General features: G+C 75.2%; 23 protein-coding genes. 14 read left to right on the top strand and 9 right to left on the bottom strand.

Features of this window, described 5'->3' with window-relative positions; all coding sequences use genetic code 11:
* Positions 1-131: 131 nt before the first annotated feature.
* Positions 132-563 (bottom strand): MarR family winged helix-turn-helix transcriptional regulator, encoded by a 432-nt coding sequence (locus tag KME75_RS06310; RefSeq protein WP_219413584.1) that lies wholly within the window; start codon positions 561-563, stop codon positions 132-134.
* Positions 564-614: 51 nt separating this feature from the next.
* On the opposite strand from KME75_RS06310, the gene KME75_RS06305 reads away from it, so the two are divergent.
* Positions 615-1,193, top strand: a complete 579-nt coding sequence (locus tag KME75_RS06305) for a TIGR03086 family metal-binding protein (protein WP_219413583.1) — start codon at positions 615-617, stop codon at positions 1,191-1,193.
* A 116-nt stretch (positions 1,194-1,309) separates the two neighbouring features.
* On the opposite strand, the gene KME75_RS06300 is transcribed toward KME75_RS06305, so the two are convergent.
* Together KME75_RS06300 and KME75_RS06295 are read right to left on the bottom strand one after the other, a co-directional pair.
* The gene (locus KME75_RS06300) at positions 1,310-2,659 is read right to left on the bottom strand and encodes a replication-associated recombination protein A (RefSeq protein ID WP_219413582.1); all 1,350 of its coding nucleotides are present in this window, start codon (positions 2,657-2,659) and stop codon (positions 1,310-1,312) included.
* Positions 2,660-2,686: 27 nt separating this feature from the next.
* Positions 2,687-3,433 (bottom strand): hypothetical protein, encoded by a 747-nt coding sequence (locus KME75_RS06295; protein ID WP_219413581.1) that lies wholly within the window; start codon positions 3,431-3,433, stop codon positions 2,687-2,689.
* Positions 3,434-3,542: 109 nt separating this feature from the next.
* Between KME75_RS06295 and KME75_RS06290 the strand changes: the two genes are divergently transcribed.
* The 4 genes from KME75_RS06290 (at position 3,543) to KME75_RS06275 (ending at position 7,167) form a co-directional block, all read left to right on the top strand.
* Positions 3,543-4,100: a Uma2 family endonuclease gene (locus KME75_RS06290; protein WP_219413580.1), complete on the top strand. Its 558-nt coding sequence runs from the start codon at positions 3,543-3,545 to the stop codon at positions 4,098-4,100.
* A gap of 192 nt (positions 4,101-4,292) precedes the next feature.
* A complete protein-coding gene (locus tag KME75_RS06285; protein ID WP_219413579.1) occupies positions 4,293-5,486 on the top strand; it encodes an aminotransferase-like domain-containing protein in 1,194 nt (397 codons plus the stop codon).
* Between the two features lie 9 nt (positions 5,487-5,495).
* Complete coding sequence (locus KME75_RS06280; protein WP_219413578.1) at positions 5,496-5,987, top strand: Lrp/AsnC family transcriptional regulator; 492 nt, start codon at positions 5,496-5,498, stop codon at positions 5,985-5,987.
* A gap of 10 nt (positions 5,988-5,997) precedes the next feature.
* A complete protein-coding gene (locus KME75_RS06275; RefSeq protein ID WP_219413577.1) occupies positions 5,998-7,167 on the top strand; it encodes an aminotransferase class I/II-fold pyridoxal phosphate-dependent enzyme in 1,170 nt (389 codons plus the stop codon).
* Between the two features lie 373 nt (positions 7,168-7,540).
* Here KME75_RS06275 and KME75_RS06270 read toward each other — a convergent pair whose 3' ends face one another.
* From KME75_RS06270 to KME75_RS06250, 5 genes are all read right to left on the bottom strand, one after another.
* Positions 7,541-8,350 (bottom strand): GDSL-type esterase/lipase family protein, encoded by an 810-nt coding sequence (locus KME75_RS06270; protein WP_219413576.1) that lies wholly within the window; start codon positions 8,348-8,350, stop codon positions 7,541-7,543.
* 320 nt (positions 8,351-8,670) lie between these two features.
* On the bottom strand, positions 8,671-9,864 hold the full coding sequence (locus KME75_RS06265; protein ID WP_219413575.1) for a hypothetical protein: 1,194 nt from the start codon (positions 9,862-9,864) through the stop codon (positions 8,671-8,673).
* 11 nt (positions 9,865-9,875) lie between these two features.
* Entirely contained in the window at positions 9,876-10,817 is a 942-nt protein-coding gene (locus KME75_RS06260) for a DUF389 domain-containing protein (protein WP_219413574.1), read from the bottom strand.
* A 48-nt stretch (positions 10,818-10,865) separates the two neighbouring features.
* The gene (aspS, locus tag KME75_RS06255; RefSeq protein WP_219413573.1) at positions 10,866-12,674 is read right to left on the bottom strand and encodes an aspartate--tRNA ligase; all 1,809 of its coding nucleotides are present in this window, start codon (positions 12,672-12,674) and stop codon (positions 10,866-10,868) included.
* Between the two features lie 76 nt (positions 12,675-12,750).
* Entirely contained in the window at positions 12,751-14,763 is a 2,013-nt protein-coding gene (locus KME75_RS06250; RefSeq protein ID WP_219413572.1) for an intein-containing Rv2578c family radical SAM protein, read from the bottom strand.
* 85 nt (positions 14,764-14,848) lie between these two features.
* On the opposite strand from KME75_RS06250, the gene KME75_RS06245 reads away from it, so the two are divergent.
* The 3 genes from KME75_RS06245 (at position 14,849) to KME75_RS06235 (ending at position 18,280) form a co-directional block, all read left to right on the top strand.
* Positions 14,849-15,397, top strand: a complete 549-nt coding sequence (locus KME75_RS06245; protein ID WP_219413571.1) for a gluconokinase — start codon at positions 14,849-14,851, stop codon at positions 15,395-15,397.
* A gap of 402 nt (positions 15,398-15,799) precedes the next feature.
* On the top strand, positions 15,800-16,930 hold the full coding sequence (locus tag KME75_RS06240; protein WP_308282597.1) for a YibE/F family protein: 1,131 nt from the start codon (positions 15,800-15,802) through the stop codon (positions 16,928-16,930).
* 369 nt (positions 16,931-17,299) lie between these two features.
* Complete coding sequence (locus KME75_RS06235; protein WP_372452567.1) at positions 17,300-18,280, top strand: MFS transporter; 981 nt, start codon at positions 17,300-17,302, stop codon at positions 18,278-18,280.
* Here KME75_RS06235 and KME75_RS06230 read toward each other — a convergent pair.
* The gene (locus KME75_RS06230) at positions 18,243-18,824 is read right to left on the bottom strand and encodes a class I SAM-dependent methyltransferase (RefSeq protein ID WP_219413569.1); all 582 of its coding nucleotides are present in this window, start codon (positions 18,822-18,824) and stop codon (positions 18,243-18,245) included. The two genes, KME75_RS06235 and KME75_RS06230, sit on opposite strands and share 38 nt — an antisense overlap.
* A gap of 41 nt (positions 18,825-18,865) precedes the next feature.
* Between KME75_RS06230 and KME75_RS06225 the strand changes: the two genes are divergently transcribed.
* The 6 genes from KME75_RS06225 (at position 18,866) to KME75_RS06200 (ending at position 24,868) form a co-directional block, all read left to right on the top strand.
* Positions 18,866-20,206, top strand: a complete 1,341-nt coding sequence (locus tag KME75_RS06225) for an ATP-binding protein (RefSeq protein WP_219413568.1) — start codon at positions 18,866-18,868, stop codon at positions 20,204-20,206.
* A 164-nt stretch (positions 20,207-20,370) separates the two neighbouring features.
* Positions 20,371-21,672 (top strand): helix-turn-helix transcriptional regulator, encoded by a 1,302-nt coding sequence (locus tag KME75_RS44805; RefSeq protein WP_219413619.1) that lies wholly within the window; start codon positions 20,371-20,373, stop codon positions 21,670-21,672.
* 135 nt (positions 21,673-21,807) lie between these two features.
* Positions 21,808-22,365: an NADPH-dependent FMN reductase gene (locus KME75_RS06215; protein ID WP_219413567.1), complete on the top strand. Its 558-nt coding sequence runs from the start codon at positions 21,808-21,810 to the stop codon at positions 22,363-22,365.
* Complete coding sequence (locus KME75_RS06210) at positions 22,362-23,696, top strand: MFS transporter (RefSeq protein WP_219413566.1); 1,335 nt, start codon at positions 22,362-22,364, stop codon at positions 23,694-23,696. The genes KME75_RS06215 and KME75_RS06210 overlap by 4 nt, the downstream gene beginning before the upstream one ends.
* Positions 23,697-23,727: 31 nt before the next feature.
* Entirely contained in the window at positions 23,728-24,402 is a 675-nt protein-coding gene (locus KME75_RS06205) for a TetR/AcrR family transcriptional regulator (RefSeq protein WP_219413565.1), read from the top strand.
* Positions 24,383-24,868: an SRPBCC family protein gene (locus KME75_RS06200; RefSeq protein WP_219413564.1), complete on the top strand. Its 486-nt coding sequence runs from the start codon at positions 24,383-24,385 to the stop codon at positions 24,866-24,868. The genes KME75_RS06205 and KME75_RS06200 overlap by 20 nt, the downstream gene beginning before the upstream one ends.
* Positions 24,869-25,097: the final 229 nt, after the last annotated feature.

The following is a 25,097-nucleotide window of genomic DNA, read 5'->3' as shown; positions in this document are numbered from 1 at the left end:
GCCGTGGGTCGGCAGTGACTCAGGTCTCGGCCGCTTAAGTTCTACGGCAGAAGTTATTCCGGGTCAATGGTCTCTTCCGAGGCGCTTCGGCGGCGCGCGACCACGCCGGGGGTTTCGCGGTGGAACGCGGATTACGCCCGGGAGCCCACCGACTCGACGAGTCGCTCGAGCACGGCCACGAACGTCCGGCGCTCCGCGGGGGTGAACCCGGCCAGCAGGTCGGCCTCGACCGCCCGGATGCCCGTCCGGCAGGACGCGACGGCGGCACGGCCGGCGGCGGTGAGCGCGACGACACGGTTGCGGCGGTCGGCGGGGTCCGGAGTCCGCGCCAGCAGCGCCCGGGCCTCGAGTCGGTCGAGGATCGGGATGAGCCGCGTCTTGTCCCGCCCGACCGTCGCGGCGAGCTCGGATTGTGTCGGGGCCGGGCCGTGCTCGAGCGCGCCGAGCACGGCGTAGTCCCACATCTCGAGGCCGTGGGCCCGGAGCACGGGCGTCTCCGCCTCGATCATCGCGCGGCCGAGCCGCGCGAAGGACGCGCCGAGGTCGTACTGCTGCCCGGTCATGCGCGGACGATAGCGCTCGACAAATAGTAAACGGCGGTAGACGATCTGCGCATGCAGATGATTCTGGAGCTCCACCGCCGCGTCGTCACCGCCGTCGGACCGATCGTGGGTCGCGTGCGCCCGCCGGACCTGGCCAGGCCCACCCCCTGCGCCGACTGGGACGTGCGCGCCCTGCTCGAGCACATGATCGGCCAGGACCACGGGTTCGCGGCCGCCATCGGTACCGACGTGGGACGGGAGGCCTTCGCGCCGCGCCCGGTCGGCAGCGACCCGGCCGCGGCGCACGCCGCCGGCGCGGCCGCCGTCGTCGCCGCCTTCGCCGCCGCGGACCCGGATCGCCCCGTGCTGCTTGCGGAGTTCGGTGCCCGGTTCCCGCTCGCCGACGTCGCCGGCTTCCACCTCGTCGACACGCTTGTGCACGGCTGGGACGTGGGCGTGGCACTCGGCGCGCCGGTCGAGTTCGACGACGATCTCGTCGCGGCCGCCCTGCGCGTGGCCGAGCAGGTGCCCGCGGACGCGGCCCGGGAGGCGCCGGGTGCGCCGTTCGCCCCGCCCGTCCCGCTGCGGGAGGCCGGGTCGTGGGAGCGGACGCTCGCCCTGCTCGGGCGCGACCCGGCCTGGCGCCCCTGACCCACCCGCTCCCACACCCCGTATCCGCCGACGCACCCCGCCGACGGGTCGCCCGAGCCCACCCGGGGAGCGCGAGCCCCGACGAGGTGCCTGAGCCGCGAACGGGCGCCCGGTGTTCAGCCCTGGCCGCGGACCGCCCGCCGCAGCTTCGGCAGGCGCTCGGACAGCGTCCGCTCGGCCCCGCGCGCAGTGGGCCGGTAGTAGTCGCGGCCCACCAGCGCGTCCGGCGGGTACTGCTGGGTCAGAACCCCGTCGGGGCTGTCGTGCGGGTACCGGTAGCCGACCGCGTTGCCCAGCTTCTGCGCCCCGGCGTAGTGCCCGTCGCGCAGGTGCGGCGGCACGGCGCCCGTGGCACCCGCACGCACGTCGGCCATCGCCGCGTCGATCCCGGCGATCACCGCGTTGGACTTGGGTGCCGTCGCCAGGTGCACCGTGGCCTGGGCCAGCGCGATCCGGCACTCCGGCAGCCCGACCAGCTGCACCACCTGCGCCGCGGCCACCGCCGCCTGCAGGGCCGTGGGGTCGGCGAGGCCGATGTCCTCGCTCGCGTGCACCATCAGCCGGCGGGCGATGAACCGCGGGTCCTCCCCCGCCACGAGCATCCGGGCCAGGTAGTGCAGCGCGGCGTCCGGGTCGGAGCCGCGGATGGACTTGATGAACGCGCTGATGACGTCGTAGTGCTGGTCGCCCTGCCGGTCGTAGCGCACCGTCGCCTCGGTGACCGCCCGCTCCACGGCCGCCACGTCGATGCGCGTGGCACCGGTGCCGACCACCCCGTCCGCCGCGGCCTCGAGCGCGGTGAGGGCCCGGCGCGCGTCCCCGCCCGCGAGCCGCACGAGTGCGTCCTCGGCGTCGGGCGCGAGCTCCACGGCGGCGCCGAGGCCGCGCGGGTCGGCCACCGCGCGGCGCAGCAGCTCGCGCACGTCGTCGTCGGTCAGCGACTTCAGCTGCAGCACCAGCGACCGCGACAGCAGCGGCGACACCACCGAGAACGACGGGTTCTCCGTGGTCGCGGCCACGAGCAGAACGAGGCGGTCCTCCACGGCCCCGAGCAGGGCGTCCTGCTGGGTCTTGGAGAACCGGTGCACCTCGTCGATGAACAGGACCGTCTGCTGGTCCATCCGGTCCCGGCGCCGACGGGCGTCGTCGATGACCGCGCGCAGCTCCTTCACGCCCGACGACAGCGCCGACAGCGCCACGAAGTGCCGGTGACCGACGCCGGCGAGCAGCCGCGCGATCGTCGTCTTCCCGGTGCCGGGCGGCCCGTAGAGCAGCACGGATGCCGCCGCGCCGCCCTCGACCAGCCGCCGCAGCGGGGCGCCCGGGCGCAGCAGGTGGGCCTGCCCGACCACCTCGTCCAGCGTGCGCGGCCGCATCCGCACGGCCAGCGGGGCAGTGGCCGACGGGCGCTCACCTTCCGCGGCGGGCGGCGGCTCGTCGACGTCGAACAGTCCGTCGGGCTCCATGACCGACCAGCCTGCCAAACCCGTGCGTCAGCGCTCCAACTCGGCCGCCAGGCTCATGGTGCTGACCGCCGGGTTCTCGTGGTGGCGCAGCTCCGCGTAGGTGACGACGGCGGCCGCGAGGAACACGAGCGTCGGCGGCAGGGTGAGCACGGTGTACGCCACTGCACCCGCGAACGACTGCGGTCCGTCGGGCAGCAGCACAAGGATCACCACGAGCAGGTAGCCGAAGGCGGCCCCCTTGAGCAGCAGCAGCCGGGCCGCCGTGGGCCACAGGGCCACGTTGACCAGCGCGAACGCGCGCCGGATGCCCGCCCGCTCCACGACGACCACACCGGCGAACGCGCCGACGAACACGAGGCTCGCGTAGATCCCGCCGATCCCGGTGACCGCGGCGGCGACCCCCACGACGAGCGCGACGGCGGTCGAGCCGAGGATCGACAGCGCCCGGGTGGCGACGGCGCGCACCAGGGCATCGACCGCGACGCCCCGGCCGGCCGCCTGCCGGATCGCCATGTGGACCGCCGCCGCCTGCGCGAGCACCCACGCCGCCGAGCAGAGCAGCATCGCGGGCACGACCACCACCGGGGTCGCCGCGGCCGCCGGCCCCGCCGTGACGACCGCGCCGAACAGCAGCACCGGCACGAGCGCCACCAGCTGGACGACCACCAGCGCCGGACCACTCCGCGCGAGCACGCCGAACAGCCGGCCGAACCACTGCCGGAACCCGGTCGGAACGAGGGGATCGACGGCCGTCGCAAGATCGGGTGACGCCACGGCCGGGAACCCTAACGGAGCACCCGGCGGCCGCGTGGCGCGGAACTGTCGGCGCGGAACCGTCGGTGCACCGTGCGACGATGACGGCGTCTGCGGAAAGGAGACGGCGATGACCGTGTCGTGGCCGAACCACCTGCTCACGCTCGAGGAGTGGGAGGCGCTACCGGAGGATTCGGCGATCCGGCTCGAGATCGGAGAAGGGGTCCTCGTCATGTCTCCCCGCCCCGTCTTCCGGCACCAGAGGGCAGGGATGCGACTCGGGTACCGGTTCGACGAGCAACTACCTTCGGAACTCGCAGCCGTGACCGAGGTCGAGGTCGTCATCGCCGAGGCGCCGCTCACGATCCGGGTGCCCGATGTGATCGTGACTCGGGCGGACCTGTTCGACGACGACCCCGCCCGCTGCTCGGCGGCCGACGTCCTGCTCGCGGTCGAGATCCTGTCCGATGGCAGCCGCAAGATCGATCGGGTTCTGAAGTTCGCCGAGTACGCCGAGGCCGGCATCCCGCATTACTGGATCGTCGACCTCGACGAGCCCGCCACCCTGCTCGCCCACGTCCTCGTCGACGAGGCGTACGAGCTGTCGGGTGAGCACACCGGGCGGGCGACCCTCGAGGTCGCAGGCCACCTCGTCGCCGTGGACCTCGATGCGCTGACCCGCCGCTGAGGCCCCGCTGACTCGCTTCTCACGATCCGGGAAACGGGTTCCGTATCGCAGGACGCGCACGGCAGACTCCTCGCATCGGCGCCGCCGCAACCGAGCGGCGCCGCCCCGCTCGCCCTGTCGACCCAGGACGACGACGCGCCGGCGCCACACCGTGCCGGCCCGTCCCCGGAACGACCCTGCGAGAGGTGTCCCGTGACCGTCACCGTCCCCCTGTCCACCCGGCTGCGCGAGGTCCGCGGGTCGGCGATCCGCGACCTGCTCGCGCTCACCGCGCGCGAGGACGTCATCTCCCTCGCGGGCGGGCTGCCCGCCACCGACCTGCTCCCCCACGAGCGGATCGCCACCGCCACCTCCGCCGCACTGCGCGACCCGAACAGCGTGCAGTACGGCGAGACGGCCGGGCTCCGCGGGCTCCGGGAGGTCGTCGCCGCGCTGGAGGCCGAGCGCGTCGGCCGCCCCGTCGCCGCCGACGACGTCCTGGTCACCAGCGGTTCCCAGCAGGCACTGGACCTCCTCGCCCGTGCCGTCCTGGACCCCGGTGACGCCGTGGTCGTCGAGGACCCGGTGTACGTCGGGGCGCTGCAGGTGTTCCAGGCCGCGGGCGCCGCGGTGCACGGCATCCCGATGGACACCGACGGCATGGACGTCGACGCCCTGGCCGCGCGGCTCGCGGCGGGGCTGCGCCCGCGGCTCGTGCACACCGTCAGCACCTTCCAGAACCCGCGGGGCGCGACGCTCGCCCCGGCCCGGCGCGCGCAGCTGGCCGCGCTCGCCGGCCGGTACGGCTTCCTCGTGGTCGAGGACGACCCCTACGGGCTGATCGGGTTCGCCGGCCCACCGCCCCCGCCGGTCGCGGCGCACGGCGACCGGGTGGTCCGGCTCGGCAGCGCCTCGAAGGTCCTCGCACCCGCCCTGCGGGTGGGCTGGCTGGTCGGGCCGGGCGACCTGCGCGCGGGTGTGGAGCGCCTCAAGCAGTGCACGGACCTGTGCGCGTCCACGCTGACCCAGACCGTCGCGGCCGACCTGTTCGCCGACACCGCGTGGTTCGACGCCCACCTACACCGGCTGCGCACCGCGCTGCGGGACCGGGCGGCGGCCGTCACCGCGGCCGTCCGGGAGGCGTTCGGCGACGCCGTCGACTGTTCCGAGCCCGAGGGCGGGATGTTCTGCTGGCTGGAATTCACCGACGGCACCCGGACCGGGGAGCTGCTGCCGCGGGCACTGCGGCACGGGGTCGGGTTCGTCCCGGGCGCGGCGTTCGCCGTCGGACGGCCGCTGGATACCGCCGCGCGCCTGAGCTTCGCCACGAACCCCGAGGCGGCACTGCGCGAAGGTGTGCACCGACTCGCCGCGGCCTGGTGTGAGGCACCCGTCGCTGCGTCGTAGGGTCGGGCCGTGCGGCAGATCCTGGAACTGCTGGAGCGCGACGCCCAGCTCTCCCACGACACCATCGCGACGATGACCGGCCTCCCGGTCGCCGAGGTCAGCGAGGCGATCGCGACCTGGGAGGCGGCCGGGGTGATCCGCCGCTACAAGGCGGTGGTCGACTGGGACCGGGTCACCGACGACCCGAGCCTCGAGGAGGTCACGGCGTTCATCGACGTGTCGCTCTCACCCGCCCGCGGAGTCGGCTTCGACGACGTCGCCGAGCGCATCGCGCGGTTCGCCGAGGTGCGCAGCGTCCACCTGGTCTCCGGCACCCATGACCTGCGCTGCACGGTCATCGGGCGCAGCATCCGGGCGGTGTCGGACTTCGTCTCGCAGAAGCTGTCGACGATCGACCGCGTGCAGGCCACGGCCACGCACTTCGTGCTCAAGACCTACAAGCGTGACGGCGACACGTTCATCGACCCCGAGCCCGACCACCGGCTGCCGGTGACCCCATGAGGATGGCACGGTGAAGGAGCTCAACACCGTCATCGCCGAGTGCCCGCCGTCGGGCATCCGGCGGTTCTTCGACATCGCCGCGGAGATGGACGACGTCATCTCCCTCGGTGTCGGCGAGCCCGACTTCGTCACGCCGTGGCGGATCCGCGAGGCCGGCATCTACGCGCTGGAGCACGGCTACACCACCTACACCTCCAACGCCGGGCTGCCGCGGCTGCGGGAGCTGATCTGCGCCGACCTGGCCGCCCGCTACGGCGCCACGTACGACCCGGGCACCGAGTGCGTGATCACCACCGGGGTGTCGGAGGGGCTCGACCTCGCCCTGCGGGTGCTGCTGAACCCCGGCGACGAGGTGATCGTCCCCGAGCCCTGCTACGTCGCCTACGAGCCGTGCGTGTCGTTCGCCGGCGGCACCCCGGTCCGGGTGCCCACGCAGTGGGAGGACGGGTTCGCCGTCGACCCCGACGTCGTGGCCGCCGCGATCACCCCCCGCACCAAGGCGATCCTCATCGGCTCGCCCGCCAACCCGACGGGCGCCGTGCAGCCGCGCGCCGCGCTCGAGGGCCTCGTCCGGCTGGCCGACCAGCACGACCTGTACCTCGTCTCCGACGAGATCTACGACCGGCTCACCTACACCGGCTCGCACACCAGCCTCGGCTCGCTTCCCGGCGCCCGGGACCGCACCGTCGTGCTCGGCGGGTTCTCCAAGGCGCACGCGATGACCGGGTGGCGGGTCGGCTGGATCTGCGCGCCGGAGCCCATCACCGCGCTCGCGGTGCGCGTGCACCAGTACACGATGCTGTGCGCCCCGCACGTGTCGCAGCTCGCGGCCGTGGAGGCGCTGTCCGGGCCGGACGACGACGTGGACGCGATGGTCGCCGACTACGACCGGCGCCGACGGGTGTTCGTGAAGGGGCTGCGCGAGATCGGGCTCGACTGCCCGGAGCCCGGTGGCGCGTTCTACGCGTTCCCGTCGATCCGCTCGTCGGGGCTGGACTCGGAGACGTTCGCCGAGCGGCTGCTGCAGGCCGAGCGGGTCGCCGTGGTGCCGGGCAACGTGTTCGGCCCGTCCGGCGAGGGGCACGTGCGCTGCTCCTACGCCACTGCGCTGCCGCTGTTGGAGGAGGCGCTGGTGCGCATCGACCGGTTCCTGCGGGGCCTGCGCGCGGACGTCCGGTAGTCGGACGCCCACGCATCGTGGAAGTTTGCGCCGGGTTCACAGCGCGGCAAAGCGGGTGGGCCAGGCTCGGGGACATGGGCACCTGCCCCCTCTGTTCCCTCGCCCGCACTCCCGCCGACGCGCACGGCCTCGCCTGGAGCAGTCAGCACGAGGTGGACGGCTCGGTGACGTGGATCTGCCCGACGTGCACCCGCGCAGCTGTGGCGGATCGAGGCGCAGCTCGCCGTGGCCTCGACCGACGCCCCGGCGCCGCCGACCCCGCTGCGCCCCGCCGCCTGACCGTCCACCCGCGAGTCGGCACGAAGTGGCGGGCGAGTCGGCACGAAGTGGTGCACGAGTTGCGCACATCCGGCAGCGCGGCTCGCGGCCGAGGTCAGCCGACCGCGCCGCGGAGCTCCGTCACCAGTCCCTGGACGATCACCGGGCCGAGGTCGCGCCCGCGGCGCACCAACCACGGCACGCCTTTCGCCACGAGCCACGCCGCCCGGTGCGCCGCCGTCACCTCGCGCCCGCCCCCGCACGTGAGTCTCACCGGGTGCGGCACCGCGAACCTCGCCTCGGCGAGCAGGTCGGCGAACGCCGCGGCGAGGAGCCGGTGCCCGCGCTCGGACGGGTGCAGCCGGTCGACCGCCCACGCCGCCGGGTCGTACCCGCCCGGCAACCGGTCCAGGTCCAGCACGGAGATCCCGGCCGGGTCGGTGGCCGCCACCGCATCGGTCGCCGCGTTGAGCGCCGTGATGCGCCGCTGCAGGGCCCGCCGCAGCGGGCCGGGCAGCCGGAACACCCGCGTGTGGTCGTGGAAGCGCAGCATCAGCACGTGCACGCCGCGGGTGCACAGCGCGTGCACGGCCGCCGCGCAGTCGATCTCCAGCGCGACGGGGTCGAAGTCGGAGCGCAGCGTGTCGTTCATGCCGACGCACAGCACCGCGACGTCCGGGCCGGCCGCGAGCGCCGCCGGCAGCTGGGACCTGCGCACGTCGGCCGTCCTGGCGCCGCTCACCGCGGTGTTGACCAGCGTGCCGGCGCCGAGGGCGGCCCGCAGCAGCACGGGGAACCCGCGCCAGCCGCCGCCGGGCAGCGGGTCGCCGAGCCCGACGGGCGTGGAGTCGCCCAGCGTGACGAGGGTGCGGACCGGACGGGGCGCGGAGGGAACGGTGGGTGCGAGCAGGGGCTGCACTGTCACCCCGCCACGATCACCTGCGTCGGCTCCTCCGCGGTGTGCGACGGGTGACGGGGCGTGGGCAGCTCGGGGAACGATCGGTGCCCTGACCAGCGGCTGCGGCAAGAGCCCGCGGTGGGAGGTGGAGTGCGACACCGGGGCCGCCGCCGGCGACGGGTCTCATCGCTACCGCGAGATACCCCTCCCTGCACCCCAACGACGACAACCGCACTCTCACGACGATCACCACCGCGATGATCGCCGCGAGATGCCCCTCGCCGTCCTCGCGACAGCAGGAACGGAGGTTTCACGACGATCACGAGCGTTGCGGTCGTGGCCGGCGGCTACGCCACCGACCGGAACGCCGGGTAGACCGGCAGGGTGCCGGGGGCGTCCGGGAACCGCTCGCCCAGGGCTGCGGCGACCGCCTCGCCGAGCTCGGCGGTGGCGGGCAGCCCGCCGTCGGCCGCCGCGGTGGCCATCTCCCGCCAGTAGTGGCCGAGCGCGGTGCTGATCCGAGGGGACCGCGTGGCGTCCGGGCCGACCGGCATGTCGCGCACCCGGATCCGGGGCAGCAACCACCAGGTGCACAGCCACACCCACAGCAGCTGGGCGTGGAGCAGCCGGTGTTCGAGCCGGTCCGGGTCGTCCAGGTCCGGCCACACGGCGGCGATCTCGTTGCGCCAGGCCTCGAGCATCGCGGCGGCCATCCCCTGCGGCAGCGAGAAGCTGGCCTCGCACCCCGGGAAGGGCACCCGGAAGTAGGCGGCGTCGAGGGCGATGTCGCGGAAGCAGCCCCACTCGAAGTCGACGAACCGCACCCCGCGGCTGGTGACGAGGTTGTTGTCGGGGCAGGTGTCGGACGGGCTGAACGCGCGGTACCGGGTGCCGCCGAGCAGCCGGGCGGTCTCGTGGGCCTCCAGGACGGCCGCGGGGGGCACCGTGACACCGAGGTCCTGCGCGAGCAGCCCGGGCACCTTGGCCAGCGCGACCCGCGCCTCCTCGGCCATCGGGTCGCGCCACGCCCGCTCTCCCAGCCGCCGCAGCAGGGCACCGAAGTCGTTCTCCCGGCCCGCCGTTGCAGCCTGCATCCGCCCGAGCGCGCGCGCCCAGCTGAGCAGGCAGCGCTGGGCTGCGGCCGGGTCGGGTCCGAACAGCTTGTCGGCCAGGGTGGAGCTGCGCCCGAGGTCCTCGAGCACGAGCAGCCGGCTCTGCGGGTCGTGCGCGATCAGCACGGGGCTCGGCCGGGAGTCCTCGGGCAGCGCCGTGAACAGCTGGCAGCTGGCCACCTCGTAGTGGAACGGGTCGGGCCGGTCGGGGTCCGGCTCGGCGAGGTAGTGCTTGACGACGAGCGTGCGCGGCAGGGAGAACGGGTTGCGGGCCACACGGGCGCGCGCCACCACGGACCGGTCGCTCCCGCCGAGGTCCTCGGGATCGGCCAGCACCACGCCTGCTCCCGACCGGCGGGTCAGCAGCCGCTCGGCGGCAGCCAGCGCGGCGAGCACCGGCCTGGGGAAGCTACCCAGGTCGTGATCCATCACGCTCGACCCTACCCCGCCGACAGCCTGCGCAGGCCCCGACCGCGCGAGCCCGCGGCCCGCGACAGGAGCAACATCACCACGGCCGCGAGCACGATGCCGACCAGGTTGATCGCGAGCTGCGTGGCCGACTGCAGCGCCTGCGTGTACCGCCCCTCGACCAGCGCCACGGACGCGAACGCCGCGGCGGGCACCGTGGTCACGGAGATGAACACCCCGACCAGCGACGCCGACTTGGCCGAGGTCAGCGCGAGCATCCCGGCGGCACCCGCGAGCAGCGCCACGATGAACGAGAACGGCCCGACCTCGTAGATGAAGTCGACCTGGTCGAGGTCGTCGAGGTCGGCCGTGGACAGCCACCCGGTGGCGTCGAACGCGAGCGACGCCAGGGCCGTCACGGCCATCGCCAGCAGGAAGCCGACGGCGATCGCGAACGCTCCACGCCGGATGAGGTCGCCGCGGCGCAGGGCCGCCCCGACGGCCATCGCCGCGAGCGGCCCGAACTCCGGTCCCAGCACCATCGCCCCCACGACCGTCACCGGCGAGTCGGTGATCGCCCCGATCGCCGCGAGCAGGCAGGCGATCGTGAGGAACGCCTGGTAGCTCGCCGACAGCCGGGAGTCCTCGCCGGTGCGTGCCACGACCTCGTCCCAGATCACCGCGTCGCTCGCGTCGCCCGGCGCCGCCTCCTCGGCGGCGTCCGCCGCGTCGGACAGCGCGGTGTCGATCGCCTCCAGCGTGACCCCGCCCGCCCGGTCGACGCCCAGCTCGCACAGCGAGCTGAGCAGCCCGTCGACGGCCTCGCGGGCCAGGTCGGCCTCGACGACGTCGCCCGCGGGCTGCAGCGCGATGCCGGGCAGCACCGTGACGTGGGTGGCGCCCGGCTCGGCGAGCAGCAGGTCGCGGACCTGCGACGTCGTGCCGGTGGGGGTGATCACCCTCATGTGCAGCACGGGAGGCTCCTCACCGTGCCGGCCCGCCCCCGTCGAGGGGCGCCCGCGTCACAGCTTCGTGGGCGGTTCGTCCGCAGCCGGGGACGCCGCGGCCGGCGCCTTCGGCGGCTGGGCGTCGACGCCCGCCTCCTTGCGCTGCTCCGCCGTGATCGGCGCAGGCGCTGCCGTGAGCGGGTCGTAGCCGCCGCCCGTCTTCGGGAAGGCGATCACGTCGCGCAGCGAGTCGGCACCGGCGAGCAGCATGCAGATGCGGTCCCAGCCGAACGCGATTCCGCCGTGCGGCGGCGGCCCGTAGGCGAACGCGTCGAGCAGGAAGCCGAACTTCTCCCGCTGCTCGTCCTCGTCCATCCCGAGCAGGCCGAACACGCGCTCCTGCACGTCGGAGCGGTGGATACGGATGGAGCCGCCGCCGATCTCGTTGCCGTTGCAGACGATGTCGTAGGCGAACGCCAGCGCCTGGTCCGGGGCGGACTCGAAGCGGTCGATCCACTCGTCGTTGGGCGAGGTGAACGGGTGGTGCACGGCCGTCCACCCGAGCTCGTCGCCCTTGTCGTCACGGATGCGCTCGAACATCGGCGCGTCGACGACCCACACGAACGACCACGCGCTCTCGTCGACCAGGCCGCACCGGCGGGCGATCTCCCCGCGGGCGGCGCCGAGCAGGGCGCGGGCGTCCGACGGATGCCCCGCGGCGAAGAAGATGCAGTCGCCCGGCGCGGCGCCCACGGCCTTGGCCAGCCCGTCGCGCTCGGCCGACGAGAGGTTCTTGACGACCGGGCCGCGCTCGTCGACCGCGCCGTCGTCGCCGACGAGCACGTAGGCCAGGCCGCGCGCGCCGCGCTGCTTGGCCCACTCCTGCCAGGCGTCGAGCTGCTTGCGCGGCTGACTCGCCCCGCCCGGCATCACGACGGCGCCGACGTAGGGGTTCTGGAACACCCGGAACTGCGTGTCCGCGAAGTACTCGGTGAGGTCGGTGAGCTCGATCTCGAACCGCAGGTCGGGCTTGTCCGAGCCATAGCGGGCCATCGCGTCGGCGTAGGTGAGCCGCGGGATCGGGCGCGGGATCTCGTGGCCCGCGAGCCCCGACCACAGCGCCGCGGTGATCTCCTCGCCGAGTGCGATGACGTCGTCCTGGGAGACGAAGCTCATCTCGATGTCGAGCTGGGTGAACTCCGGCTGCCGGTCGGCGCGGAAGTCCTCGTCGCGGTAGCAGCGGGCGATCTGGAAGTACCGCTCCAGCCCGGCCACCATCAGCAGCTGCTTGAACAGCTGCGGGCTTTGCGGCAGGGCGTACCAGGAGCCGGGGCGCAGCCGGGCGGGCACGAGGAAGTCGCGGGCGCCCTCGGGCGTGGACCGGGTCAGCGTGGGCGTCTCCACCTCGACGAAGTCGCGGTCGTGCAGCACCGTGCGCGCGATCCGGTTGGCCTCGCTGCGCAGCCGCAGGGCGGCGGCCGGGCCGCTGCGCCGCAGGTCGAGGTAGCGGTGCTTGAGGCGGATCTCCTCGCCGATCTCGGTGTGCTCGTCGAGCGGGAACGGCAGCGGCGCCGACTCCGACAGGACGGTGAGCTCGGTCGCCGTGACCTCGATCTCGCCGGTGGCCAGGTCGGGGTTCTCGTTGCCCTCCGGCCGACGGACGACCTCGCCGACGACCTGGATGCAGAACTCGGCCCGCAGCCGGTGCGCGCGCTCGGCCATCTCGCCCTCGCGGAACACCACCTGGGCGGAACCGGAGGCGTCGCGCAGGTCGATGAAGATCACTCCGCCGTGATCGCGGCGGCGCGCCACCCACCCGGCGAGGGTCACGGACTGTCCGGCGTGCTCGGCACGCAGCGTGCCGGTGGGGTGGGTGCGCATCACGGTCGGAGAGGCTATCCGGCCGCCCGGACGCGGCGCCCGGCAGGTTTCCCCTCCCCGCCGGCACCAGGCCCGGGCCTCAGAGCAGGCTGAGCTGTTCCCCGCACGCCGGGCCCGCCGGCTCCGGCACCGGCGCCTGCTCCCCCGGCGGGTTCTGCCCGCGCACGGTGGTGACCGCGCGGCCGAGGCCGTGCCGGCGCAGCAGCGGTGCCACCCGCTCCGCCAGCGCGTTCCGGTAGGCCGGATCGACGTAGGCGCCGCGCCGGTACAGCCGCCCGTAGGGCTCGACCAGCCGCGGGTGCTCCCGCTGCAGCCAGGCCAGGAACCACTCCCGCGTGCCGGGCCGCAGGTGCAGCGCCAGCACCGTGGCGCCGGTGGCCCCGGCCGCCGCGACGCGTTCGAGCAGTGCGTCGAGCGCCTCGGTGGAGTCGGTGAGCATCGGGAGGACCGGGGCCACCATCACCCCGCACGGCAGCCCCGCGTCGGTGATGCGCCGGACGAGGTCGAGCCGGGCCGCGGGCGACGGCGTGCCCGGTTCGAGCCGGGCCTGCAGGTGGCGGTCGACCAGCGCCACGGACACGCCGAGCCCCACCGGGACGTCGGCTGCGGCCGCGGTGAGCTCGGGCAGGTCGCGGCCGAGCACGGTGCCCTTGGTGAGCAGCGAGAACGGAGTGCCCGAATGCGCGAGCACCCGGATCACGTCCGGCATGAGCCGGTACCGCCCCTCCGCGCGCTGGTAGGGGTCGGTGTTGGTGCCCATGGCCACGGGCTCCCGCGCCCACTTCGGCGACCGCAGCTCGCGCTCCAGCACCCGCGCGATGTTCACCTTGACCACGATCTGGCCGTCGAAGTCGGCCCCGGCGTCGAGGTCCAGGTAGGTGTGGGTGTTGCGGGCGAAGCAGTTGTGGCTCACCACGCCCTCGGTCACGAAGTCGCCGGTGCCGGTGGTGATGTCGTACATCGGCAGCGCCGCCCCGAGCGGCTCGACCGATGCGACCGTCAGGTCGGGCCCGCCCGCGACGGCCGCGCCGCCGAGGTCGCGCCGCCCGCTCACCGCCGGGTCGGCCACCTGCAGGAACCGCAGGAGCTCCGACGGCCCGCCGCGCAGCCGCACCACGCGACCGGGCCCGACGGCGAACCGGAACCGCAGCCTGCGCAGGGCGTCGGCCGCCCGGGCGAGCACCTCGTCGTCGGCCGGGGTGATCCGCAGCTCCCCGGCGTGCACGTCGCCGCACGCGTCGACCAGGCCGGCGAGGAAGCCTGCCGACCACTCGACCCCGGGCTCGCGCGGCCATGCGATGGCGGCACCGACCGGGGCGATGCCACGTGGGGCAGGCCCGACGGGAGCAGGCGCGACGGGAGCAGCTAGTGCGGACAGGGCGGGCACGGCCGCGGTCTCGGCGAGGAAGTGGTGGGCCCGGCCGAGCGCCTCGAGCTCCAGGTGCCCGGACGGGAACGCGCGGCCCGCGCCCGGGTGGCTGTCGCCCCGGACGAGGCCGCACAGGTAGCCCCGCCGGTAGGCCGCGGTGTGCTGCCGCGGCGCCGGGAGCGCACCGGGCCCGAGCAGGGCGCTGCCCGGCAGCAGCCGCGGCCGACGTCCGGAGCGGCACCAGCCGCCGCTCACGTGCCGCCAGCCCCGGTCGGTGAGGAACCGGTGCTCCCCGCTCGCCACCAGCTCCGTGCCCGCGGCCAGCCGCACCCGGAGCGCGGGCTTCACGGTGGACCAGTGCGCGAGCACGGTGGTGGGCACGTACCTCCGCACGCCCCCGACGCGTTCGGTGCCGAGCACCGCGTCGCCCACCCTCAGCTCCGCGATCCGACGGCTGCGCCCGTCGGCCAGCAGCACCCGGGTGTGCCCGGCGAGGCAGTACACGCACGCGTGCGAGCAGCCGCGATACGGGTTGACCGTCCACCGGAACGGCACCGGAGAGCTCCCGGGCACCCTGTTGAGCGCCGACCTGGCCTCCACCTCGTGGAACACCGCGCCCGCGAACTCCGGCGTCCGCACCGACCGCAGGACGCCCTGCAGGCCCGGCAGGGCGACGTCCGCCCCGACTCCCTCGTCGAGGACCTGCTGCCCACTCCACCGCATTGCGACATTCGAACACGCGTTCGAGCCGAAGCGCAAGAGATTGTCGGGGGAAGGTGCGAGCCTGCCCCTGTGAAAGTCTCTCCGTATGACAGTGACGCTGGTGCTCATGGGCGTGTCCGGGGTCGGCAAGACCTCGGTGGCCGAGGAGCTCGTCGAGCGGACCGGCTGGGAGTTCGTGGAGGGCGACGACCTGCACCCGGAGCGCAACCGGGCCAAGATGACCTCCGGCACGCCCCTCGACGACGACGACCGCTGGCCGTGGCTGCGCCGGGTGGCGGAGTGGATCGGCGAGCGCGAGGCGGCGGGGCGCAGCGGCGTGGTCACCTGCTCGGCGCTCAAGCGCGCGTACCGCGACCTCCTGCGCGACGGGCACCCGTCCGTGCGGTTCGTGCACCTCCTCGCGCCGCCGGACCTCATCGAGCAGCGGGTGAACGCCCGCACCGGCCACTACATGCCGCCCTCGCTCCTGCAGAGCCAGCTCGACACCCTCCAGCCGCTCGGTGCGGACGAGCCCGGCGTCGGCGTCGACACCAGCGGTGATCCGGCCACCGTCGCAGAGCGCGCCCTGCGACTGCTCCGCGAGGAGTTCCCGGCCGACCACCGGCCGGACGAGGCCGGGACGGGGCAGGACTGAGACCGGGCCGAGCGCCCCACCGGGTGGACGCGCGCCGCGGCCGTCACGCGGCGTTGACAGGATGGGGACGTGCCGCCTCACGAACCGGGCAACCGACCCGGACCGGAGCGGCCCGGCAGCGCGGGTCCGGTAGCGGGCCGGCACCGGCCCGGGTCCGCCGCGCCCGCCACCCCTGCCACCGGCCCCTTTCCGGTGCCCCCGTCCGCCGGCCCGGGGCGCCACGCGCGCCCCGACGTCCCGGCGGGCGACGCCCCGCGCCCGCAGCAGCCGGCCTCCGGCGCCGGCAGGCCTGCGGGGGGCCGCCGGCGCAGACGGGCCGAGCCCGCTCCGAGCGGCCAGGGACACGGACATGGGCATGGGCATGGGCACGGGCACGGGCCCGCCGGGCCGGCAGCCCGGGCGGTGCGGCTGCTCATCGCCGCCCTGCTCGTCCCGTGCGCGCTGGCCACGCTCGTCGGGGTGGTGGTGCTGTGGCCCGCGGGCGGCCCGCCGTCGACGGCGCGGCCGCTGGTGCAGGAGCCCGTGCGGGCCGAGGTGACCGCAACCCGCGCGACCGACTGCAGCCCGGGCTCGGGCGACGGCGGGTGCGTGGCAGTCGTCGTCCACATGGCCGACGGCCCGCTGCCCGGCCGGGACCTCGTGCAGGTGGTGCCCGTGGAACCGGGCACGCCGGCGTTCGCGGTGGGCGACCGGGTGGTGCTGAGCTGGTCGGGGGCCGATCCGAACGACCCCGGCTCGTACCAGATCGTCGACTTCCAGCGCGACACCCCGCTGCTCTGGCTGGCCGTGCTGTTCGCGGGGGCGGTACTGCTGCTCGGGCGGTGGCGGGGGCTCGCCGCGCTGGCGGCACTGGGGCTGAGCTTCGCGGTGCTGCTGCTGTTCGTGCTGCCCGCGATCCTCGCCGGGCGCGATCCGCTCGCCGTCGCGATCGTCGGCTCGTGCCTGATCATGTTCGCGGTCCTCTACTTGACGCACGGGCCCTCGGCGCGCACGTCCACGGCCGTGCTCGGCACGCTGCTGTCCCTGGCGCTGATCGGCGCGCTCGGGGCCGCGTTCTCGGCGGCCGCCCGGCTCACCGGTCTCGACGAGCAGTCCAAGAACCTCATCGCCACGCTCGGCACCGGCGTCGACGCCCGCGGCCTGCTGCTCGCCGGCGTCGTCATCGGCGCACTGGGCGTGCTCGACGACGTGACGGTGACGCAGACCAGCGCCGTGTGGGAGCTGCGCCGCGCCAACCCGGAGCTGGGTGCCCGGGCACTGTTCGGGGCGGCCATGCGGATCGGGCGCGACCACGTGTCGTCGGCGGTCAACACCCTGGTGCTGGCCTACGCGGGCGCCGCGCTGCCGCTGCTGCTGCTGTTCACGCTGTCCGGGCGCGGCCTGGGCGAGGTCGTGACGACGCAGGACGTGGCCACCGAGGTCGTGCGCACGCTGGTCGGGAGCATCGGGCTGATCGCCTCGGTACCGATCACGACGGCGCTGGCCGCCCTCGTGGCGAGCCGGGAGCCGACGCCTTCAGCAGGGGGTCGGTGACAGCGGGCGACGGGTGCCGGGCGACGATCGGCGCATGTCGCCCCCCCGCCGCCGCGCCGTCCGGCCGTCGCATCGCGTTCGCCAGCTTCGTCGGCACCGCCATCGAGTTCTACGACTTCTACATCTACGGCACTGCGGCCGCGCTGGTGTTCAACGGCGTGTTCTTCCCGTCGTTCTCGCCGCTCGCGGGCACACTGGCGGCACTGGCGACGTTCGCCGTCGGGTTCGTGGCGCGGCCGCTGGGTGCGATCCTGTTCGGTCACTTCGGCGACCGGATCGGGCGCAAGCGGATGCTCATCGTCTCGCTGGTGCTGATGGGCGGCGCCACGGGTCGCGGTCGGGCTCGTCCCGTCCTACGAGACGATCGGCGTGCTCGCCCCGGTGCTGCTCGTCACGGCGCGGTTCCTGCAGGGCATCGGGCTGGGCGGGGAGTGGGGCGGCGCGGTGCTGCTCGCCACGGAGTACGCCCCGCCGGGCAAGCGGGGGCTCTACTCGGCGTTCCCGCAGCTTGGCCCGGCCGTCGGGTTCGTGCTCGGCAACGCGATGTTCCTCCTGCTCGACGCCACGATGTCCGACGAGACGTTCCGCACGGTCGGCTGGCGCATCCCGTTCCTCGCCTCGGCCGTGCTGCTCGTGGTCGGCTACTACATCCGCATGAAGATCGCCGAGACGCCGGTCTTCCAGGCCGCGATGGAACGCCAGGAGCGCTCCCGGGTGCCGTTCGTGGACCTGCTGCGCAGCCAGCCGAAGGTGCTGCTGCTGGCCACGTTGTCGTTCGTGCTGGCGCACACCCTCTTCTACACGGTGACGACGTTCGCCCTGTCCTACGGCACCACGACGCTGCGGATCGACCGCACCACGATGCTGCTCGCCGCGATGCTGGCCGTGGCCGTGATGGGCGCGGCCACGCTGTACTTCGCCGTGCGCTCGGACCGCGTCGGCCGCAAGCGGGTCTGCCTGGCCTCCGCGGTACTGGCCGCGCTCTGGGCGTTCCCGCTGTTCTGGTTGATCAACACGCGCCAGCCGGTGCTGATCGCGCTCGGGATGGTTGGCGGGCTGCTGTGCTTCGCGATGCTCTACGGGCCGATGGGCGCGTTCCTGCCCGAGCTGTTCCGGGTCCGGTTCCGCTACTCGGGCGCCTCCTTCGCTTACAGCGCCAGCGGGATCGTCGGTGGTGGGATCAGCCCGCTGGTCGCCACCGACCTGCTCGCCCGCACCGGCTCGACCACCGCGGTCTCGCTCTACGTCATCGGCATCGCCCTGGTCTGTCTGGTCAGCGTCGCGCTGCTGCGGGAGACGAAGGACGCCGACTTCACCGACGGGCTGCGGGCGCAGAGCCCGGCCCGCTGACCGGTCGGCGGGCCACCAGGCTCGCCTCCCCGTCGCCCTCCGCCTGGACGAGCACCTCGAGCGCCGCGAACGCGCTCGCGAGCTCACCCGCTGCGGCCCGCCAGGGCCCGGGGCGGGCGCCGACCTCGGACAGGACGGTGACGACGAGCAGCCCGCCGGGCCGCAGCCGGTCGGCGAGCTGCGCGTACAGCGCCGGGTCGCGGAACCGCTGGCACACCACGACGTCGTAGGGCCCGGCGCACGCCGCGGGCAGCCCGGCGTCGAGGTCGTGGCGCCACCACCGCACGCGCTCGGCCGCCCCGTTCCGCCCGGCCAGGGTGCTGCCGTGCGCGATCGCGACGGCCGAGGCGTCCACCGCGTCCACGTGCAACCCCCGCCCGGCCAGCCACACGCTCACCGCGCCCCGCCCGCAGGCCACGTCGAGCGCGCACCCGGCGGCGGGCAGCAGGTCCTCCCGGCCCCGCAGGGCGTCCGGTGGCGCGGGGACGGTCTCCCCCGCGGCCGCGTGCCGCTCGTCCCAGCGCTCCCGATCCCGCGTCGCCACGCCGGTCAGGGTAGGGCCCGGCGCATTACGCTCGGCCCGTCATGAGCGCACCCATGCCGAGCCCGTTGCTCGTCGGACGGGCGGCCGAGTCCCGCCTGCTGGACGACGCCGCCCGGCGCGCCGGCGAGGGCGACGTCGCCGTCGTGCTGGTGGGCGGCGAGGCGGGCGTCGGCAAGACCCGGCTGGTCGAGGAGTTCGCAACGCGGTCCGGTACGCGGGTGCTGACCGGTGGCTGCGTGGAGCTCGGCGCCGACGTGCTCCCGTTCGCCCCGTTCGTCGCCGCGCTGCGCGGCGTCGCACCGAGCCTCGACGACGCCGAGCGCGCGCGGCTGGCCCCGCTCCTGCCGGGCCTGCCCTCCGCACCCACCGCCGACGACGAGCACGCCCGGCCGCGGTTGTTCGAGGGTGTGCTGGCGCTGCTGGCCCGGCTCGCAGCCGAACGCCCCACCCTGCTGGTGCTGGAGGACGCGCACTGGGCCGACCGCTCCAGCCTGGACCTGCTCGACTTCCTCGTGCGCAACCTCCGGGCCGCGCCGGGCGCGATGCTGGTCGTGACGCACCGCTCCGACGAACCGGCCGCGCGCGGGCTGCGCACCCTGCTCGCCGGGCTGGGCAGGCTGGCGTGGGTGGAGCGGGTGGCGCTCGCGCCGCTCTCGCGCCCCGAGGTCGCGGCCCAGGCGGGCGCCATCCTCGGCAGGCCCGCCGACCCCGAGCTCGTCCGCACGGTGCACTCCCGCAGCGACGGCAACCCGCTGTTCGTCGAGGCGCTGCTCGCCGACCCGCACGGCCTGCCGGGGTCGCTCGAGGACCTGCTGGGCACGCGGGTCGACCGGCTGGGCTCGGCCGCGACGGTCGTGCGGGCCGCCGCCGTCGGCGGCATGCGGACACCGCACGCGGTGCTCGCCGCCGTCTGCGCGGAGCCCGTCGACGAGCCGGTGCGCGCGGCCGTCGACGCCGGGGTGCTCGTGGTGGACGGTGACGGCTACCGGTTCCGGCACGCGCTGATCCGCGATGCGGTGCTCGCCCGTGTCCTGCCCGGCGAGCGCGCGGCCCTGCACCGCCGCTACGCCGACGCCCTGCGCGCCACGGGCTGTGCATGCAACGAGCTGTCGCAGCACCTCACCGGGGCCGGCGACGGCCGGGCGCGGTCACCACCGCATGGGAGTCGGCGATACTCGCCCGCCGCTCGCTCGCCTACGCCGAGGAGCTGCAGCTGCTGGAACGGGTGCTCGGCTGGTGGGACCGCGTTCCCGGCGCGGCCGGTCTCGTGGGCGCCGACCGGGCCGCCGTTCTCGAACGCGCGGGCGAGGCGGCGGCCCGGGCCGGCGAGAACGACCGCGGCGAGCGGCTGGTCACCGCGGCGCTCGCGGATCCCGCCGTGAGCGCCCAGCAGATCCGCAGGGCCGCGCTGTTGGAGCTGCGGGCCAGGCTGCGGGCGCGCACGGGCCGCCCGGGCACCGGCGACGACCTGCGCGCGGCGCTGGCCGCGGTCCCGGCGGGCCACGCGATCCGCCCGTACCTGCTCAACGCGCTCGCCGCGCACCTGATGAACGTCCCCGACCCGGACGCCGCGCGCGACGCCGCGGAGCAGGCCCTCGCCGCCGCGCGCGACACCGGCGACGACCCCGCCGAGGCCGGGGCGCTGATCACGCTCGCGACCCTCGACGCCCGCGTCGGCGACCTGGACGGCCAGCTTCCCCGGCTGGCGCGCGCCCGGGCGATCGCCGAGTCGATCGGCGCCGACCAGCTGCGGCTGCGCGCCCTCGAGCGGGAGTCGCACCTGCTGCACGGCTACGGCAGGCTCCACGACGCCGAACGCGTCGCCCTCGCGGGCATCGCCGCGGCCGCGGAGGCCGGCCTGGCCCGTTCGGCCGGGCCGGCGCACGCGATCAATCTGGTCGCCGCGTTGATCAGCGCGGGCCGCTTCGACGAGGCGATCGAATCGGTGGAGCACGCCCTCGACCTCGTCCCGCCGCACAACGACCACGCCCACCTGCTGGCCCAGCGCGCGGAGATCGCCATCCACCGCGGCGGCCTGGGGCTCGCCGCGCAGCTGCTCGACCACGCCGCAGAGCTGCTCGGCGGCGACACCGCGCTGTGTCAGGAGCCGCTGCTCTTCCCACGCCTGCGCCTCCGGCTGCACCTCGCCCGAGGCAGGCTGCGCGAGGCGGCCGACGTCGCCGCCCGCGCCCTGGCCGGTGACCGGATCGCCGAGACCTCGCGTTTCACGTGGCCGCTGCTGGTGCTCGGCGCCCGGGTGGCCGCGGCGGCGCCCGACCTCGCGCCCGCGGCCGCGCTGCGGGCCGTGGCCGCAACCGTGCCCACGCCGACCCCACCGCAGGCCGCCGCGGCCGCGACCGTCACCGCGCACCTCGACGACACCCCGCAGGCGTGGGCGCGCGCCGTCGCCGCCTGGGACGAGCTGGCACACCCGCTCGAGCTCGCCGAGGCCCTGCACGGCCACGGCGGCGCGCTGCTGGCGTCCGGCGACCGGCCGGCCGCGGCCGAGGCGCTGCGCCGGGCCGCCGAGATCGCCGCCGGGCTCGGCGCAGCGCCGCTGCACGCGCAGATCGCCGACCTCGCCCGCCGGGCCCGGCTGCCGCTGGACCGCGCCGCGGCCGCCGCGCAGGCCGACGACCCGGCGACCCGGATCGGCCTCACCCCACGGGAGGCCGAGGTGCTGCGGCTGGTCGCCGCCGGGCTCGGCAACGCCGACATCGGCGAGCGGCTGTTCATCTCGCCGAAGACCGCGAGCGTCCACGTCTCCAACATCCTCGGCAAGCTCGGGGTCGCCAACCGCGTCGAGGCGGCGGCGGCCGCGCACCGGCTCGGACTCCTCCCCGTGTGAACCCCGGTCCCGGGCACCGGGCTCAGACGGGCCGGCGGTGCGGACATAGGGCGCGCGCCCCATGCCCGGTGGGGGTCTCACGGCGATCGTCGTTCCCGTGGCGGCCACCGGGGTCGCCGGGATCGGAGAACCACCATGACCGCGACCCTGCTCGGCATCGCCGGGAGCCTGCGCCGCAACTCCTTCAACCGCACCCTGCTCACGGCGGCGGGCCACGAGCTGCCCTCCGGCGCACGCCTGGTCACCTGGGACGGGCTCGCCGGCGTCCCGCCGTTCGACGAGGACGCCGAGGACGGGCCGGTGCCACCGGCCGTCGCGGCGCTCCGGGCCGCGATCGCCGGCGCCGACGCACTGCTCGTCGCGACGCCGGAGTACAACGGCTCGGTCCCGGGGGCGCTGAAGAACGCGCTCGACTGGGCGTCGCGGCCCTACGGCGCCTCCGCCCTGAGTGGGCGGCGCGCCGCGGTCATCGGCGCCGGCCCCGGCCCGAACGGCGCCGCCGACGCACAGGCCGACCTGCGCCGGGTGCTCACCCGCGCCGGCGCCGAGGTCGTCGCCGGCCCGCTGCCGGTGCCGGAGGCGTTCCGCGCGTTCGACGAGCACGGCAGGCTGCTCGACCCCGCGCTGCGTGCCGGGCTGGCCGCGCTGCTGGGGGACCTGCGCGGCCCCGTCGCAGCGGAGGCGGCGGCATGACCGCACCGGTGGCCGGCCGCAGCCGGTGGGGCGCGGTGACGGTCGTGGCGCTCGGCATCGTGCTCACGGCCCTGGACATGACCATCGTGGCCGTCGCGCTGCCCACGATCGGCGCCGACCTCGGCGCTCCGCCGTCGACGGCCCAGTGGGTGCTGCTCGGGTACTCGCTGCCGCTGGTCGCGCTGAGCCTCCCCGCGGGACGCTGGCTGGACCGGGCCGGGCCGTTGCCGGCGTTCCGGCTCGCCGTGGGCGGGTTCGGCGTGGCGAGCGCGCTGCTGACGGTGGCGCCGACGATCGAGGTGCTCGTGACGGCGCGCGTGCTGCAGGGCGCGTTCGGCGCTCTGGTGAGCGTGGTGGGACTACCGCTGGTGGCCGACGCCGTCCGGCCCGAGCACCGGGCGCGGGCGATGAGCCTGGTGCTCACGCTGATCCCGCTGAGCGGGGTGGCCGGGCCCGCGCTGGGCGGCGTCCTCACCGACGTCGCGGGATGGCGCACGATCTTCCTCGTCAACCTGCCGGTGGTCGCCGTCGCGCTCGCCCTCAGCGGGCGGACGATCCCGGCCCGCCGTCCCGGCCGGGCCGGGCTGCCCCGCCCGGACCGGGCCGCGGTGGTCGACGCCGTCCTGCTCGGGGTGGGCGTGACCGCGCTCGTGCTCGCGCTCGACCTGCTCGGCGCCGGTCCGCGGGCCGCGGGCGGTGCGGCGCTGCTCGCCTGCGCCGCTGCGGCGGCGATCGGCGCGTGGGCGCGGCGCCCGGGCACGCGTCCGGTGCTGGCGCTGCTGCGGCTGCCGCGGATCGCGCTCGGGCTGGTCGCGCTGCTCGCCACCGTCGCCGGGGTGGGCGCGGTGAACTTCCTCGTCCCGTACGTCCTCGCGGCCGCGGTCGACGCCACCACGATCGGCCTGGTCCTGCTGGTCCTGTCCGCGGCGATGGCGCTGACCTCACCGCCCGCCGGCCTGCTCGCCGACCGGTACGGCACGGCGCCTGTCGTGCTCGCCGGCACGATCGCGGTGCTGGCCGGAGCCGGGTGGCTGCTCGCGGTCCCGGCCGAACCGCTCGCCCTCGCCGGGCCGCTGGTGCTCGTCGGCATCGGGAACGGCCTGATCGCCGGCCCGAACGCCACCCGCATCCTCGACGCGACGCCTGCGGCGCAGATGGGCGCGGGCAGCGGGCTGCAGTCGCTGGTCCGCACGTTCGGGTTCACCCTCGGTCCGGCGCTCGCGGCGCTGGTGTGGACGACCGGCGGGGGCCTGCGTCCCGGGGCGCTGTTGCTCGTCGTCCTGGCCGTGGTGGGGTTGGTCGCCGCTGCGCCGTGGCCCCGCGCCCGTTGACACCGCGCGCCGTGAGCTACACCATATAGCCATGGTTACGGGGTATAGCTCGACGCACGTGGATCGTCGGTCCCGGCGGCGGCAACAGACGATCGACGAGGCGCTCGAGCACGCCGTCGCGATCATGGCCACCGAGGGCGTCGGCGCCCTGACCGTCTCCGAGATGGCCCGGCGGATGGGCGTGCGCGCCCCGTCGCTCTACAAGTACTTCCCGTCCTTGCACGCCGTGTACGACGAGCTGTTCGCCCGCGGCGCGGCCGCCAACCAGGACGTCGTCCGCGCCGCCGTCGACGGGCTCCCGCACGGCGTCGCCCGGATCCGCGCCGGCACGGTCGCGACCGTCGCCTGGTGCGTGGCCCACCCGGCGCTCGCCCAGCTGCTGTACTGGCGGCCGGTGCCCGGGTTCGCGCCGTCGGCCGCCGCGTTCCGCAGCAGCCAGGACGACATGGCCGAGGTGCGCGGCGAGTTCGCCGAGGCCGTCCGCCGCGGCGAGCTCGACCCCGCCGCCGACAGCCCCGAGGCGGTGCGCCTGCTCACCGTGGTGATCAGCGGCCTGATCTCGCAGCAGATGGCGAACGAGCCCGGTGCCGACTTCGCCACCGGTGCCTTCACGCGGCTCACCGACGACGCCCTCGACATGTTCCTCGCCCGCTACCGCCCCACGAGAGGTCATCCAGGAGGAGATCATGCAGACGCTCGACCATGACGAGGTCTCCGTGCACGTCGACGCCCCGCCCGAGCGCGTCTACGCCGTCGTCTCCGACGTCACGCGCACGCCGGAGTTCAGCCCGGAGATCCTGCGCTGCACCTGGCTCGACGGGGCCACCGGGCCGGCCGTCGGCGCCCGGTTCGAAGCGGTCAACAAGGTGCCGCGGCGCCCACCGTGGAAGAACCGCCCGGTGGTGACCGTGGCCGACCCCGGCCGCGAGTTCACGTTCCGGCGCACCGAGAAGGGGGCCGGCACGATCGAGTGGCGCTACCGGATGGAGCCCGAGGGCGACGGCACCCGCCTCACCGAGTCCTACGAGGTGATCGAGCCGCTGACCCGCATGGGCTGGTTCATCATCGGCACGCTCTTCGGGTGTCACGACCGGCGCGGCGACCTGCGCCGTGGGATGCGGCAGACCCTGGACCGGATCGCCGCGGCGGCCCGGCAGGAGCAGCCCGCGTAGGCACCCCGACCGCCGGGAACACCGCCCCGGATTGCAGCAAAGCCACTTTCATGCCATCGGGTTGCGTGAAAGTGGCTGTCAGGAGAATCGACCGCAGCCTATTGAGGCCTTGGCGAGTGTGACCTCGTATCCGAGGTCTTGGAGTGCCTTGAGGTGGCGGTCGCGGCGACGGTCGGGGCTGTCGTGGCGGCGGAGGAAGTAGTCGCCTCCGAGGTCGTCGTAGTCAGCG

The organism is Pseudonocardia nigra (assembly GCF_019396355.1).
In the GTDB taxonomy this organism is placed as follows: Bacteria; Actinomycetota; Actinomycetes; order Mycobacteriales; family Pseudonocardiaceae; genus Pseudonocardia; species Pseudonocardia nigra.
The sequence above is the reverse complement of the archived record's forward strand: the minus strand, read 5'-3'. Positions and strand labels throughout refer to the sequence as shown.

Bases quoted from the DNA above. Each gene is read 5' to 3' on its own strand.
- KME75_RS06215 (WP_219413567.1), top strand. From the start codon at position 21,808: ATGACCGCGACCCTGCTCGGCATCGCCGGGAGCCTGCGCCGCAACTCC.
- KME75_RS06265 (WP_219413575.1), bottom strand. From the start codon at position 9,864: ATGGATCACGACCTGGGTAGCTTCCCCAGGCCGGTGCTCGCCGCGCTG.
- KME75_RS06200 (WP_219413564.1), top strand. From the start codon at position 24,383: ATGCAGACGCTCGACCATGACGAGGTCTCCGTGCACGTCGACGCCCCG.
- KME75_RS06305 (WP_219413583.1), top strand. From the start codon at position 615: ATGCAGATGATTCTGGAGCTCCACCGCCGCGTCGTCACCGCCGTCGGA.
- KME75_RS06225 (WP_219413568.1), top strand. From the start codon at position 18,866: ATGAGCGCACCCATGCCGAGCCCGTTGCTCGTCGGACGGGCGGCCGAG.
- KME75_RS06300 (WP_219413582.1), bottom strand. From the start codon at position 2,659: ATGGAGCCCGACGGACTGTTCGACGTCGACGAGCCGCCGCCCGCCGCG.
- KME75_RS06310 (WP_219413584.1), bottom strand. From the start codon at position 563: ATGACCGGGCAGCAGTACGACCTCGGCGCGTCCTTCGCGCGGCTCGGC.
- KME75_RS06250 (WP_219413572.1), bottom strand. From the start codon at position 14,763: ATGCGGTGGAGTGGGCAGCAGGTCCTCGACGAGGGAGTCGGGGCGGAC.
- KME75_RS06205 (WP_219413565.1), top strand. From the start codon at position 23,728: ATGGTTACGGGGTATAGCTCGACGCACGTGGATCGTCGGTCCCGGCGG.
- KME75_RS06290 (WP_219413580.1), top strand. From the start codon at position 3,543: ATGACCGTGTCGTGGCCGAACCACCTGCTCACGCTCGAGGAGTGGGAG.
- KME75_RS44805 (WP_219413619.1), top strand. From the start codon at position 20,371: ATGAACGTCCCCGACCCGGACGCCGCGCGCGACGCCGCGGAGCAGGCC.
- KME75_RS06210 (WP_219413566.1), top strand. From the start codon at position 22,362: ATGACCGCACCGGTGGCCGGCCGCAGCCGGTGGGGCGCGGTGACGGTC.
- KME75_RS06245 (WP_219413571.1), top strand. From the start codon at position 14,849: ATGACAGTGACGCTGGTGCTCATGGGCGTGTCCGGGGTCGGCAAGACC.